Genomic DNA, 12,915 nt, shown 5'->3' on the forward strand with positions numbered 1-12,915 from the left:
TGGTTTATGAATAATATAAAATAACCTCTTTTAAGGAGCGTTTGGGAATATGACATTTCGTGGAGAAGACCTCCTTCTTTCAGGAGCATGGATACTAGGTATTGGTTCACTTATTGATACAATCGGGCAGACCCAGCAAACTTTCACCCATAGCGATCAGGGGAAAGATTTAATCGTAAAAGGAAATGGGATTGAAGCATTCGGAAATTCGTTGCAGGCCATCGGGAGAACTAAGCTGTTTAAACCTGAGAGGGAGTTAGCACAAATATATACCATCTTCGGTGCTTGGCTTGAGGCTGCTGGTAATAGTACAAATGCAGTTGGAGTAAGTATTGAACTAAATGGTGCTGAGGAAGAGGGAACAAAAATAGATACCCTTGGCAGTGGAGTCCAAGGTCTTGGCGCAGCTTTTGAAGCAGTAGGTGCATTTCTTGAAGAGGATTCATCCTATAGGGCCCTTGCAATTACAGGAAATAGCTTCATTTCTTTAGGCTCTTTTTTAGCAGCGATCGGTAATATTTACGTTTTAAACGAAAAAAGTGTAATTGGAGAACAGATTCTATTGGTCGGTAGCTGGATTCAAGTTATTGGTGCATTTATATTAATTCATGCCATTACCCTTGAGGTTGAACACATTGAACAAGAGAAACATGAGGAAAATCCGAAAAATGGAAACGGCAATTCCTATCCCTATTCATATAATAATTATTAATACCTGATTAAGGGCTAGCTAAAGATGGATGTCGTTAGCTTTTATTTATCATATAGTACAGTTGCTTTGCCATTTTCCTTCATCTTACCAACTAACGAAAATACTTAAGGTGCCACCAATTCAACTTTCATCCTCTGGGTCTTCAAAGTAAACAGCATAATGTTCCTTCCCACCGGCGAATGGGTGCTTGTCGGCATAGAGGATGGTAACTCCTCTGTCCCTTAATTTCCTGGTGATCTCATCAACCTGATGACGGGAGGTGGCGTGAAAGGCTAAATGGTTAAGACCCACTTGTCCCCGATGATAGGGAATGTCAAGATACCTTGTTTCCGCTTGTACAAAAACAATGTACATATCATCCAATCTCCAACTCTTCCCGCTTTCCCACTCCTGGAATGGCTCATAATTCATTTCCTCCAAAAACCAGCCCCAAAAATCAACGGTCCTATTTAAATTTGAAACATTCAGCTCAATATGATGAATAAATCCCTTTGACAACTCTCTTCCTCTCCTCATTATCGCTTTTCGTGAATTGGCGTTACTCGTGAATTTGGTGCTTTTACTCTTGAGTTTGGGCCTTTTACTCGTGATTTTTCGCCTTTCCTCGTGAATTGGCTTTTACTCGTGAGTTTTCGCCTTCTAATAGTGAGTTTGAGGTATTTACTCGTGAATTTTGGCGTTTTACTCGTGAGTTTACGCCTTTTACTAGTGAGTTTGAGGCATTTACTCGTGAATTTTGGCGCTTTACTCGTGAGTTTACGCCTTTTACTCGTGAATTCTGCTATTTTACTCGTGAGTTTTACGCCTTTTACTCGTAAGTTTGGCGTTTACTCGTGAATTCTGCTGTTTTACTCGTGAGTTTCGACGTTTTACTCGTGAATTGGCTTTTACTCGTGAGTTTTCGACGTTTTACTCGTGAATTCTGCTGTTTTACTCGTGAATTTTGGCGTTTTACTCGTAAGTTTCGACGTTTTACTCGTGAATTGGCTTTTACTCGTGATTTTTCGCCTTTCCTCGTGAATTGGCTTTTACTCGTGAGTTTTCGCCTTTCCTCGTGAATTGGCTTTTACTCGTGAGTTTCCGCCTTTTACTCGTGAATTCTGCTATTTTACTCGTAAGTTTCGGCGTTTTACTTGTAAATGGGCGTTACTCATGAGTTTGGTGATTTTACAAAATACAAATCCGAGTGGACAGAATGGATTTATTTTGTTATTATAGTTACCGAGGGTAACAATTACTAAAGGTAACTATATATTGTGTATAAGGGGTGTTTCTGATAGAGACTTACCAAAAGTTCTTTCAGCAATTTTTGCTGCTGTACCGTCCGTTTGAAAATAATCTTAATATCCAGCTGGGCAAGCATGATTTACACAGGGCGCAATGGTCGATTTTACATTTCTTATTCAATTATGATTCGGCAACGCTTGTAGAGCTTGCCAATTATCAAGGTGTGGAAAAACCAACGATTACGAGGACCATTGCCCGCTTGGAAGAACTGGGGTATGTCGAGCATGTGCCCAGTAAAGATAAACGCGAGAAAAGAATGCGGCTTACTGAGCTTGGCAAAAAGATCTACAGCGAAGTCCGCGTGACAATCGATCAATACGAACAGGATATCTTGAAAGGAATCACTGAAGAGGAACAACTTGCAGCCATACGTATCATGGGCGAAATAAGAAATAACATTATAAAGTAAGGGGATAATAACATGGATCAATCCAGAGCCAGACTGTGGACGAAGGACTTTGTCATCGTTTCGTCCATCAATTTTTTCATCACATTAATTTTTTATTTACTGATGGTCACACTTGCCATCTATGCTGTTAATGAATTGGATGCTTCTACAAGCGAAGCCGGACTCATATCGGGTATTTTTATAATCGGGACGTTAATCGGACGTCTGTTCATTGGCCGTTTCATTGATTCAATCGGCCGCAAGAAAACATTATTCATAGGTTTGATCTTTTTCACTTTGACAACACTTCTATATTTTGTGGACCTCGGAATTGGCTTCCTGCTTGTTAACCGCCTGATCCATGGGATGGCGATGGGGATGGCGAGTACTGCGACAGGAACAATCGTCGCGCAGATCATCCCGGCAACACGAAAGGGAGAAGGCATCGGCTATTACAGCATGAGCGCGACACTTGCGACGGCAATCGGTCCTTTCATCGGTCTGTATATGGCTCAACATACAAGCTTCCAAGTGATTTTCAGTTTCTGCCTGGCTTTAGGGGTGATCAGCTTAATTACTGCATTCTTCCTTTATGTCCCGGCATTGAAAGTGACGGCAAAAGTTACGGAAAGCAAAGGATTCAAGCTTTCCAATTTCATTGAACCTAAGGCTCTGCCCATTTCAATCATTACTTTGTTATTGGCATTCTGTTATTCCAGCGTCCTTTCTTTCATCAGTTTCTATGCCATCGAAATCAATCTGGTCAATACAGCAAGCTTCTTCTTTGTCGTTTACGCAGTCGCTGTATTGTTATCACGTCCTTTCTCTGGACCGTTAATGGACCGCAAAGGATCGAACTTCATTATGTATCCGGCGTTCATGCTTTTCGGGATCGGCTTGCTGCTTTTAAGTATCACAACGAATAGTTTTACTTTACTGGCAGCTGGTTTCCTCATCGGCCTTGGATTCGGTAATATGCAATCAAGCTCGCAGGCGATTGCCGTTAAACTTACACCGCCTCACCGAATGGGGATGGCAACGTCCACCTTCTTTATCATGCTTGATGCAGGACTTGGATTCGGCCCTTATATTCTCGGATTCATCATTCCAGTAACAGGTTACAGCACACTTTATGTAATCCTGGGCGTTGTGGTCATCGCAACCTCCGTCCTTTACTACTTCTTGCACGGCAAGAAGGAACGTGCAGCCAGAACGAACTTGGCTTCCATTTAAATGATAATCAAAAAAAGGGATATCCCATTGGGGGATATCCTTTTTTCATTGATAATAGGTCCTTATTTTATTTCCAAGTCATCAAAATAAAGTCCAAAACTTTTGCTGTTCTTTTTATTTATGACTGTTTCACCTTTATATAAAGTCTTTCCAGTCTTTAAATCTGCTATCAGAAGTTTGGCAGGCTTGCTTGATTTGCCCTCTTGATTCATTTCATTTAATAGGAAGTACACACGCCCGTTTTTAAAGGCAGCAGTATATTGTTCTTCCTTATTAGCAGCTATGTCAAGCTCCGTATCATTCGTTAACGTTTGACTGCTGAGGTCAAATGTTTTAATGCGATATTTACCTGATTTCATTTCAACTGCATAAAGGTTTTTCCCGTCTGCATATCCTGATCTTGCCATGTCCAGGCTAAGCGATCCTTTTTTAACCGTTTCTAATTTTTCCGTTTCATAATTATAAGATAACAGCTTGCTTTCTTTTAGTTTTTCCTCATAAGGACCCTCCTCATGATTTACTCCTTTAATTAATGAAATTAAAACCATGTTGTTTGGCCGGGAGGGAGCAACATCAATTGGCATCTCAAAATCAACTTGATTAGGGTAAGTAAAGGTTTCAGATAAAAGGGTTTTATCGCTCAAGACTTTTTTATTAGCTAAATCGATCGTATACAGATGAACTTCTTTCGTTTGCTTTTCATTGTTTGAATTCACATCAATCATCGTTAACACCTGCAGTTTTGAATGGACCAACTGCACATCCCTGACATCAACATTCATGATTCTCTCTTGATCGGGAAGTTCAATTTGGAAAGAAGTTTCTTCTTCGTCTTTCTTCTCCAGTAAACCGATATCAAACTCCGCTTCCATTTTCCCGTTATTCGTAAATTCGCTATTCACCCAAGCGTAAGCCAGAAAATCATCGTCTTCATATAAAGAACTAATCGAATCCTTGCCACGCATAAACGAACGATGCTCTTTTATTAATCTTTCAATTTGATGATCTTGTCCTCCAGTTAAGTTCTCCAAGTAAGAACTTTCACTGGCATATGTGGTTGTATTGGATTCAAATCTTAATGATTCATAAAAATTCCCATTTTGAAGCGTAGCATTTATGATCACCGGATCAAGCTCTTTATCACTGCCTTCCAGTGTCTTGAACGTATACTTTGGAAGGCTGGAAGCGGAGGAAGCTACTTTGACATAATAGGTCCCGATGCTTAAGATGACAACCATTCCAATAATGATGCTGCATAAATAACGTTTCACCTTGTTCACTCTCCTTTAATAGTTGTTGTTATACGGTAACGCGATTTTTCAATAACCAAGAACCAAGCCAAACCGATGATCCCGTCACGATGATTCCCAATGCGAGCAGCAGGCCAAATAATTCATTAGGGTAAAAATAGAAATCCCCAAACTCCATTACGAAAACTGGAGCTAAAAACAACACAGCAGCGATTCCGCAATACACCAAGCCCAAAATGATCCCTTTTATACGGAAACTCCTTTCAAACATGATCGCCGTGAATAATATCGACATGATCATAAGACCGATGCCATAGGAAATCAGGAATTGCGTGAAGGTACTCGGGATGATCAATGCCAAAATCGGACTGAATTTCGTGATGGTGGAAGTTGACATTTCCATATTCAAGAACGCTTCCGGTACGTTTGAATTAAATAGCGCATTTTCCATTGGTAAAATGATGATCTGGAAAGCAATCATTCCTAACACCATTAGGAAGATGGCCGTAGCTTTGGAAAGGAAGATCGAAAACCTGGATGTCGGTAACATCAATAAGCGATAAATGAATGTATTTTTTCCAAACCAATCACGGTACCAAATAAGGAAAATGTAAAAAATAAGGGCAACCGCACTAAGCGCAATCGGTCCTACAAACAAGAGGGTATTGGCGATATGGGTAAAATCAATGCCTCCATACTTGGCAATATAAGCGGCTTCCGATAGTTTTTCATTTGAAATAATCTCCCTGGCATCATTAAGAAGGCTCTTCGTTATGAAGATCACTCCTGCAAATTGCGAAACCAAGGTGATCAACAATAAGCTAATATAGATTTTACTGAATCGATTGATTTCAAAGTTCACTAGTTTTATATATCGCATCATGATTGATACACCTCTCTCATTACATCGACTACGGATTTTCCTTCCTCTTCCCGCATTTCTTCTGTATTGAACTCTTTAAGCACTGTACCGTTATCCAATAAAATGACCTTGTCGATTAAATGTTCAATATCACCGATTTCATGGGTCGTGATGATGACTCCCCTATCTTCAATAAGGTGGCTCGCAAAGACATCGGCAATTTGCTCGCGGCTAAACATATCGATTCCCGAAAATGGTTCGTCCATCAGTACATAATCCACGTCAAGTGACAGACCTAGCATCAGGTTGAGCTTGGCTGTATTCCCTTTTGACAATTCCGAAATGCGATTTTCCCCTTTAAGCTTGAAAAACCCCATCAGTTGGTTAGCTCTTTCCGGATTCCAGGACGTATAGAAATCCGACATGAAAACCATGGCCTGTTTAATGGTCATTTGCGGAAGCATGGTCGGTGCGTCCGGAATGAAGGTGATTTTTTCATAACTGTCCTTAGTCATCTTTTGATCATCGATCAGGATTTCACCTTTATATGGCGTCAATCCCATGATCGCTTTGAGTGTTGTCGTTTTACCGACACCATTTATCCCGATCAGGCAGGTGACTTCCCCTTTATTGGCTGTAAATGAAACACTATCCAAGATCTTTTTCCGGCCATAGTTCTTGGAGATCTTTTTTACTTCTATCATTTTTCTTCCTCCTCCCTTATTTCTTCCGAGTATTTTTCTTTAACCACACGAAGCAGTTCATCAACTGGTACATTAATCGGACGAATCGCATCGACAAACGTATCGACGGCTGCCAAAATCAATTCCTGCCTTACAGCCTGTAAAATCGTTTCATTCGTCGTGATCTGACTGGGAAAATTTCGTTCAGTATGAATCAAGCCCTGTTCCTCCATTTCTTTATACGCTTTTTGAGCAGTATTAGGATTTATGTTCAATGTAGCCGCCAGTTCTCTTCGGGAGGGAATTTCCTGTCCGGCCACGAATTTACCAATGGCTATTTGTTCTTTAAAATGCCTAACGACTTGCAGATATACCGGTTCCCGGGTATTTACGTTCATTAAAACCACCCCCTATTTATTAAAAAAAGATATGCATAGTGTCTTACGTGTATGTACTAAGTGGTTCATACACCTTATAGATGTACTATACCCGTAATACACTTAAACTGTCAATAATGAATTTCAACAAAATGAAAACCCCGAATGCGCAGTGCAATCGGGGTTTTTTTAAAGGAGATTCTAAAAATCTCATTCGAATAGATGATGCAGCAGCCGATCTTTATCTTCAAAAAACTGTTTCATTAGCAAATAGTGATTGGACTCCTCTAAAGTCACTTCACTCATACCCTCATCTGAAATTTGGAGGATTTTAGCATCCGGGTAGGCCATGATGATCGGAGAATGGGTGGAAATGATGAATTGGGAGCCTTGTTGAACAAGCTCATTTATCCTGGCCAGCATCGATATTTGTCTCAATGGCGACAAAGCAGCTTCAGGCTCATCGAGGATATACAATCCATTGCCTTGAAATCGTTCTACAAAAGCTGAAAAAAACGATTCCCCATGAGATTGCTGATGAAGTGATTTTCCACCGAAGGAATCGATGATTTTCGAACCGAACGATGCCTCCCTGTCTAATTCCTCTATATTCGTAGCTAAATTATAAAAGGTTTCCGCCCTAAAGAAAAAATTATCCTTCGGTTTGTACACGCCTTTTTTCAAACGGAGGTATTCGTCCAAATTGGAATGTGAATCATAATTGGAAAAATTGAAATTCAACGTTCCGCCTTCCGGATTGAAGCCATACGCAAGCGCAATGCCTTCCAGCAAAGTGGACTTTCCCATTCCATTTTCCCCGATAACATATGTAACACTGGGATGAAAAGCCACTTCTTGAAGGTGCTTGATAACCGGCAGGTCAAGGGGGAAATGGTCATACGAAGATATTCGGTCTCTATTCAGGTAGATGCCCCTGATGTACTGTGAATCATAATCTAGTTTCATTTGTTATCACCTTCTCCTTTAGGACTTCCTTAATCTTTGCTTTTTCCTGTTCGAACTCAGTAACCCAATTAGGGTTGTAATTCTCAATCAAAACTGGTCTTTCCATTTTTCCCCCAACTTTCATATTAATCATGTTCATTAATTAAAAAATCCCCCTAGAATGGGGGTCTTGTTTTAGACTATCGTTTTTATCTATTGTAACAATGGAATAAGCGTAGTAATAAGAGCTGTCATCAATCACATACCTTTTTTACTTTTTGTCACGTGACCACGCGATGATTGGATCCTGAGTACTCGGTTCATAGTACGTTCCGGCATACTCCTTTTCTTTTCCAGTTATTTTATTAGTCCGTATAACTGTGTAAGTTCCTTTATCGTAATTTTTGGTAAGATAATATTTCCGATAGGTAAACCCTTTTTCGGGGCCAGTTAAGGTGACTTCGTGTTTGTACTCTTCTGGCTTGTTTAGGTTTTCCTTCACTACACCCTGAATATTCAGTGGTGTTTCTTCAAGCTGAACATCTGTGCGGATATTAACATCTTGGGTCTTTATTTTACCCAGAGGTACAGATGCCATTTCGATTGTTTCTTCGGTTTGTTCCAAGAATGACTTTGTAACGCTGTAGGAGTATAGGATTTTCATAGAGCTTATATCGTTTTTTACTTTGCCTGCCAACTCTGGCATGGCAAAGCTTAAGACAAAGGTAATGGATATTCCGATGATTAATAGTGTTAGCGGAATTTTTTTCATATTTCCTCTTTCTTAATTACGTATTTGTATTCATAAGAATATTGAACATCCTCTGACATCATCAATTCTGTAAATCCCCCTGTTTTGAATCATTAGGAATAATTCCAAATTTCGCAATCAATAGTAAGGCAAAAAAACTAAAACAACTGAAACTGGTGTTATCACTTGTAAAAAATACACTAGGTATAATACGTGATGCAAGAAGTACATTTAAGATATAGGCAATAAGAAAACCCGCATATGAAATGCAACTCAGATAGTTTCCAACTACTGTTCTTTTGTAATGAACATAATCTGATTTATTTCCTTTTCTGATACTAACTATTTGCCGTATTTGTCTTATGAGACCGTATGTGAACGCAATGATCAACATTACAATAATAAGAAAACTAATTATTGCTTCATTCACTTTTTTATCCCCCCTGTAAATAGGTCTAACACTAATAGATAAAAGCTTTAGGACGGTTAATTACTATCCTTTTTTATGTAATAAATCTGCTTTTTTATCAGGATTATCAGCCCATAGTCAACTAAGGAATCCTCCAAGTACATATTCCTCTATTGCGAAACATCCACTGAAAGAGTCATAACGGCAAACTCATCGTAATGGTTCTGATGTTAAAGCCCATTTTTTCGTAGAGCTTAAAAGCTTTGTTCTGGGCAAAAGCACTTAGACGGACTTCAGATTGCCCATCTTGTTTTAGAAAATCAATTGCTGACTCCATTAATCTCTTAGAAATACATTTCCCTCTGTATTCTTCTATTACAAAAAGTTCATAAATAAATCCATTCATCTTATCCGTAAACTGATCTTTACTTGCTCCTAATAGAATCCACATTAATTGATCTTCTTCTATCGCAATGACATTAACTCCCTTTTGCAAGCAGTGGTTCAACAAGTTGTTTGATTTTTTGTTTAGTTGGCTTCACTTCACCTAATGTGCCGTCAAAAACAGCTTGTGGCGAAAGTGATACAACCTTTTGAAGTTCATAATCAGTTGGTTTCCTTATTTCCATGAATGAAAGCATCCTTTCTAAGGGCTAGTACATGTTAGTTAAGTAGTTCCATTGCCATTTGAATATTTGTCCTATTAAAAAATATTACTAATACATTTTCTATACTATTTATAAGTATTCTATTGCTTCTATATTCCTTCCCTTAATCAAATTTACAAATAAAAGAATCTTAATATTATGAGGAAACCTAACAACGACCTTTAACCCCATCCATTTCAAATGGTGTTTTCTTAAATGTGGCCTTGTTGATTTTTCACTTTCACTACTATCGTTCACATCATATACGGATTACGGATGATAAAGTTTCAAAATAAAGGAAGAAATACCAATCTATTTCCTCATAAATTATAAAAAAAGACCACCAAATTGGTGGTCTTTTTAATTAATTCATATTATAAAACCCAACTGATTCCATCGAATGTCCCCTTGGAAAGCTATTACCGTCAATATCGATGATTCGTTGTGAAGTTTTTCACGTTTATCGGTTCGGTTCCTGTTGTTATAAAGGCTTTTGTAAGTATCCTATTATGTTTCATAACAACCCTTCCTTAAATCCATAAACTTCATAAAACTTTGTTTTTCTTTTTTTTCATGTACCCGCGAATGAACATTCCTGCAATAATAAGAACTGCAACTACTGCGATTGGCTGGATATAGGGCTTGGCCATCTCATTAATCTGTCCCCAATTGCTTCCTAACTTCATCCCGAGGAATACAAAAAGCACAGACCATGGAAGTACGGCTAGTAGCGTATAATTCGTGAATTTTATTAAAGACATTTTAGAAATCCCTGCTGGTATCGAAATAGCATGTCTGACAACCGGAATGAACCGAGCCGTAAAAATGACACTTGGTCCATAGTTAGTAAACCAGGATTCCGATAGCTCAATATGTTTCTTGTGTATGAAAATATACTTTCCGTATCGTTCTAAAAATGGTCTTCCACCATAATATCCGATTAGATAAACAAAGATCTGAGCGATGGTTCCACCAATTGTTCCGGCAATAACCGCCCCTATAAAACTGATGTTTCCTTGGGATACTAAAAAGCCTCCATAAGATAATACAATTTCACTAGGAATGATTTCAATCATAAGACCGAGGGTAATTCCAAGGTACCCATAATCCATAAGTGTAAGTAGGATAGATTGGATAAAGTCGTTCATAAATCAGCTTCCCTCTTTCATTTTCAGCTTTTCTCTTAAAAAAATCTCGACCGTTGTTGATAATTCCCCTTGTAGATCACCCAATGGCGCCCGCTACAAATTGCTGCTGATTAAACGAATCTTCCCGTCGATTCATTAAATACAGAACAGATAATTTTAACATCATGTTACTGGAACTGAATTACCCCTAGCTATAAATAACTTTTGACTGATTGGTTAGATATGACGGCTTACTTGCTTGTTTAAGATTAAGGATCAATTTCATTACTTCCACCATTCCCTCAGGTTTTTCCAACTCTATTTCCTTTTGATAAGATTCGATGGATATATCCCACTGATCCATTTTTTTATGGTCCTTTAAAATACTGAGTATTTGTTTTTCAAATGATAAATTGTGATTGAGTTCAAATACAAGTTTATGGTCTTTTAAATACTGTAGATTAATTTCCTCCTGTCCTGGAAGCATTGAATGAACAAAAATCGGTAGCCTTTTTCGAAGTGCTTCACTAATGGTGACACCGCCGGGTTTCGTAACGATTGCGTCCACTTCTTCATAAAGTTTGTTCATTTCTGACCTTGATGAGATATAAGGTAATGGGTTAATATGAGCTAAATCCCACGTATCTATTGCATCATATAGCTTTTTGTTGTTACCACAAAGTACAAAATAATCAAAGTCAGTTGATTTCTTTAACTCATCAGCTAAATTCAATATCCCACCCAGGCCACTGTTTCCTCCTGAGATTAAAATTTTGGGGCGATCTGCGTTTTTTAATACACGGGCTCTTTTAGTGATTTCCTCATGCACAGGAATACCAGTTACCATCATGCTATGTTTCGGTATTTGATTCTTGATTATTAGCTTTTCTTTCAATTCCTGGGTAGGAAGAAAATGAATATCAATCTCCTTGCTTCCCCACACATTATTAATAAAGAAATCCGTATACACGTTGATAATTGGGATATTGCATTTCCCTTTTATTTTCAACTGGCTTAAAAGATAGGAAGGGAACCCGTGTGTACACACAATTAAATCTGGCTTTTCCTCCGCTATCAATTGTTCCATTTTCTTCAAGAATATATATTGATACCATTTAAAGGAACGTTCCTTCGGCAAGGAAACGTAAAAAAGGTTTTTATAAGCGAGATTATAGGTTTCAGGTGCATAACGGATCCATTTTAAATACCCAGTTGTTATCATTTTTTCTAAAGAGTTACTTGTATAACTTAACAGATCCACTTTTTTCAAAGTAACTCCGTTTGTATGTTTTTTTAACATATCCATTAAGGCCTCTGCAACTTGATGATGTCCTGACTGCATGCGAAAGAGAGGTAAAAACAAAATCTTCTTCATATATGTCATCTCCTATAGAAATCATTCTTTTAATACGATGATTACATACTAAGAAAAAAGACTATTTGCATGTTCAAGAGCTTTTTTCCTCTTACAATATATCACTGATTTTGTTAAAAACTTTCTTTTTAATCAATTTTTAATGATACGTTCAAGGTATCTTAAGTCCCCTTCTCTAAACTAAATAGCCCGATTAGAAAACCAATTGTAGAAACTGGTTATTCCAATCGGGATGGGGATCATCCTTACGAAGTGGGCCTATTTTTGGGCATTCTTTTTTTTCTTTTTCATATAATTGATAGAAACGTATATCAATAAAAAAACTATGAATACGACACCTAAAAGTGGAACATATTCCGGATTTATATGAAAGGCATTGCCCATATAATACCCTGCCACTATAAAAGGGACAGTCCAGAGAACCGTGCCTAGCAGGGAAAAGAGGAGAAATTTACAGAAGGGGATATGATTGATTCCTGCAAAATACGGACTAATTTGTCTTATTCCTGGTAGATAAAATCCAAACACAATTGTTTTTTGGACATTTTTCATATACTTTCCCTGTACTTTCTCCCAGCGATCATTTGTAATGCCCACGTATTTTCCAAATTTTTTTATAAAATGATACCCAACGTATTTCCCACATGCATAAGCGATAAGCATCCCTATAAAGGCTCCAAGAAATGCACTCAGCATGGCTAAACCAAAAGAGAGCTTATTTTGTCCAATCAAGACTCCGATTAGAAATAGAAGAGATTCTTCTGGGGCGGGAATTCCAACAATGCCCATGAATAAAAAAAGAAAAATGATAAGATAGCCATATAAGTCAATAAAATGTAAGATACTATCTATATTCATAAAATCCCCTC

14 protein-coding genes and 2 pseudogenes are annotated in these 12,915 nt (G+C 38.1%); 3 read left to right on the forward strand and 13 right to left on the reverse strand.

Going from position 1 to position 12,915, the window contains the following annotated elements; all coding sequences use genetic code 11:
- The first annotated feature begins 49 nt into the window (after nucleotides 1-49).
- The gene (locus AC3ISB_RS24345; RefSeq protein ID WP_141994602.1) at nucleotides 50-712 is read left to right on the forward strand and encodes a DUF6944 family repetitive protein; all 663 of its coding nucleotides are present in this window, start codon (nucleotides 50-52) and stop codon (nucleotides 710-712) included.
- Between the two features lie 104 nt (nucleotides 713-816).
- Here AC3ISB_RS24345 and AC3ISB_RS24350 read toward each other — a convergent pair.
- A pseudogene (locus AC3ISB_RS24350) lies at nucleotides 817-1,210 on the reverse strand (VOC family protein).
- A 778-nt stretch (nucleotides 1,211-1,988) separates the two neighbouring features.
- Between AC3ISB_RS24350 and AC3ISB_RS24355 the strand changes: the two are divergent.
- Together AC3ISB_RS24355 and AC3ISB_RS24360 are read left to right on the forward strand one after the other, a co-directional pair.
- On the forward strand, nucleotides 1,989-2,408 hold the full coding sequence (locus AC3ISB_RS24355; RefSeq protein ID WP_098373071.1) for a MarR family winged helix-turn-helix transcriptional regulator: 420 nt from the start codon (nucleotides 1,989-1,991) through the stop codon (nucleotides 2,406-2,408).
- Between the two features lie 12 nt (nucleotides 2,409-2,420).
- Nucleotides 2,421-3,620 (forward strand): MFS transporter, encoded by a 1,200-nt coding sequence (locus AC3ISB_RS24360; RefSeq protein ID WP_144529040.1) that lies wholly within the window; start codon nucleotides 2,421-2,423, stop codon nucleotides 3,618-3,620.
- A gap of 62 nt (nucleotides 3,621-3,682) precedes the next feature.
- Here AC3ISB_RS24360 and AC3ISB_RS24365 read toward each other — a convergent pair whose 3' ends face one another.
- The 12 genes and pseudogenes from AC3ISB_RS24365 to AC3ISB_RS24420 form a co-directional block, all read right to left on the reverse strand.
- Complete coding sequence (locus AC3ISB_RS24365) at nucleotides 3,683-4,891, reverse strand: hypothetical protein (protein ID WP_141994599.1); 1,209 nt, start codon at nucleotides 4,889-4,891, stop codon at nucleotides 3,683-3,685.
- A gap of 28 nt (nucleotides 4,892-4,919) precedes the next feature.
- Complete coding sequence (locus AC3ISB_RS24370) at nucleotides 4,920-5,753, reverse strand: hypothetical protein (protein WP_181762312.1); 834 nt, start codon at nucleotides 5,751-5,753, stop codon at nucleotides 4,920-4,922.
- A complete protein-coding gene (locus AC3ISB_RS24375) occupies nucleotides 5,750-6,436 on the reverse strand; it encodes an ABC transporter ATP-binding protein (RefSeq protein WP_098373004.1) in 687 nt (228 codons plus the stop codon). Before AC3ISB_RS24375 ends, AC3ISB_RS24370 begins: the two co-directional genes overlap by 4 nt.
- Nucleotides 6,433-6,813, reverse strand: a complete 381-nt coding sequence (locus AC3ISB_RS24380; RefSeq protein WP_076370154.1) for a GntR family transcriptional regulator — start codon at nucleotides 6,811-6,813, stop codon at nucleotides 6,433-6,435. Before AC3ISB_RS24380 ends, AC3ISB_RS24375 begins: the two co-directional genes overlap by 4 nt.
- A 189-nt stretch (nucleotides 6,814-7,002) precedes the next feature.
- Nucleotides 7,003-7,758 carry an AAA family ATPase gene (locus AC3ISB_RS24385; protein WP_489274752.1) on the reverse strand — a complete coding sequence of 252 codons (756 nt, stop codon included), beginning with the start codon at nucleotides 7,756-7,758 and terminating at the stop codon, nucleotides 7,003-7,005.
- Nucleotides 7,742-7,897 carry a hypothetical protein gene (locus AC3ISB_RS24390; RefSeq protein ID WP_489274754.1) on the reverse strand — a complete coding sequence of 52 codons (156 nt, stop codon included), beginning with the start codon at nucleotides 7,895-7,897 and terminating at the stop codon, nucleotides 7,742-7,744. Before AC3ISB_RS24390 ends, AC3ISB_RS24385 begins: the two co-directional genes overlap by 17 nt.
- A gap of 111 nt (nucleotides 7,898-8,008) precedes the next feature.
- A complete protein-coding gene (locus AC3ISB_RS24395) occupies nucleotides 8,009-8,509 on the reverse strand; it encodes a hypothetical protein (protein WP_098372999.1) in 501 nt (166 codons plus the stop codon).
- Between the two features lie 61 nt (nucleotides 8,510-8,570).
- On the reverse strand, nucleotides 8,571-8,918 hold the full coding sequence (locus AC3ISB_RS24400) for a hypothetical protein (protein ID WP_328129351.1): 348 nt from the start codon (nucleotides 8,916-8,918) through the stop codon (nucleotides 8,571-8,573).
- Between the two features lie 175 nt (nucleotides 8,919-9,093).
- Nucleotides 9,094-9,526 (reverse strand): annotated as a pseudogene (locus tag AC3ISB_RS24405) (GNAT family N-acetyltransferase).
- Nucleotides 9,527-10,089: 563 nt separating this feature from the next.
- Nucleotides 10,090-10,692, reverse strand: coding sequence for an undecaprenyl phosphate transporter UptA (uptA, locus tag AC3ISB_RS24410; protein WP_480340617.1), 603 nt, complete (start codon nucleotides 10,690-10,692; stop codon nucleotides 10,090-10,092).
- 187 nt (nucleotides 10,693-10,879) lie between these two features.
- Entirely contained in the window at nucleotides 10,880-12,046 is a 1,167-nt protein-coding gene (locus AC3ISB_RS24415) for an MGDG synthase family glycosyltransferase (RefSeq protein ID WP_480340616.1), read from the reverse strand.
- A gap of 258 nt (nucleotides 12,047-12,304) precedes the next feature.
- The gene (locus AC3ISB_RS24420; RefSeq protein WP_489274757.1) at nucleotides 12,305-12,904 is read right to left on the reverse strand and encodes a DedA family protein; all 600 of its coding nucleotides are present in this window, start codon (nucleotides 12,902-12,904) and stop codon (nucleotides 12,305-12,307) included.
- Between the last annotated feature and the right edge of the window lie 11 nt (nucleotides 12,905-12,915).

It is taken from the genome of Peribacillus sp. GL_122 (genome assembly GCF_057835005.1).

Coding starts and splice junctions, on each gene's coding strand:
- AC3ISB_RS24345 (WP_141994602.1), top strand. CDS start 50: ATGACATTTCGTGGAGAAGACCTCCTTCTTTCAGGAGCATGGATACTA.
- AC3ISB_RS24360 (WP_144529040.1), top strand. CDS start 2,421: ATGGATCAATCCAGAGCCAGACTGTGGACGAAGGACTTTGTCATCGTT.
- AC3ISB_RS24370 (WP_181762312.1), bottom strand. CDS start 5,753: ATGATGCGATATATAAAACTAGTGAACTTTGAAATCAATCGATTCAGT.
- AC3ISB_RS24375 (WP_098373004.1), bottom strand. CDS start 6,436: ATGATAGAAGTAAAAAAGATCTCCAAGAACTATGGCCGGAAAAAGATC.
- AC3ISB_RS24380 (WP_076370154.1), bottom strand. CDS start 6,813: ATGAACGTAAATACCCGGGAACCGGTATATCTGCAAGTCGTTAGGCAT.
- AC3ISB_RS24385 (WP_489274752.1), bottom strand. CDS start 7,758: ATGAAACTAGATTATGATTCACAGTACATCAGGGGCATCTACCTGAAT.
- AC3ISB_RS24390 (WP_489274754.1), bottom strand. CDS start 7,897: ATGAACATGATTAATATGAAAGTTGGGGGAAAAATGGAAAGACCAGTT.
- AC3ISB_RS24395 (WP_098372999.1), bottom strand. CDS start 8,509: ATGAAAAAAATTCCGCTAACACTATTAATCATCGGAATATCCATTACC.
- uptA (WP_480340617.1), bottom strand. CDS start 10,692: ATGAACGACTTTATCCAATCTATCCTACTTACACTTATGGATTATGGG.
- AC3ISB_RS24415 (WP_480340616.1), bottom strand. CDS start 12,046: ATGAAGAAGATTTTGTTTTTACCTCTCTTTCGCATGCAGTCAGGACAT.
- AC3ISB_RS24420 (WP_489274757.1), bottom strand. CDS start 12,904: ATGAATATAGATAGTATCTTACATTTTATTGACTTATATGGCTATCTT.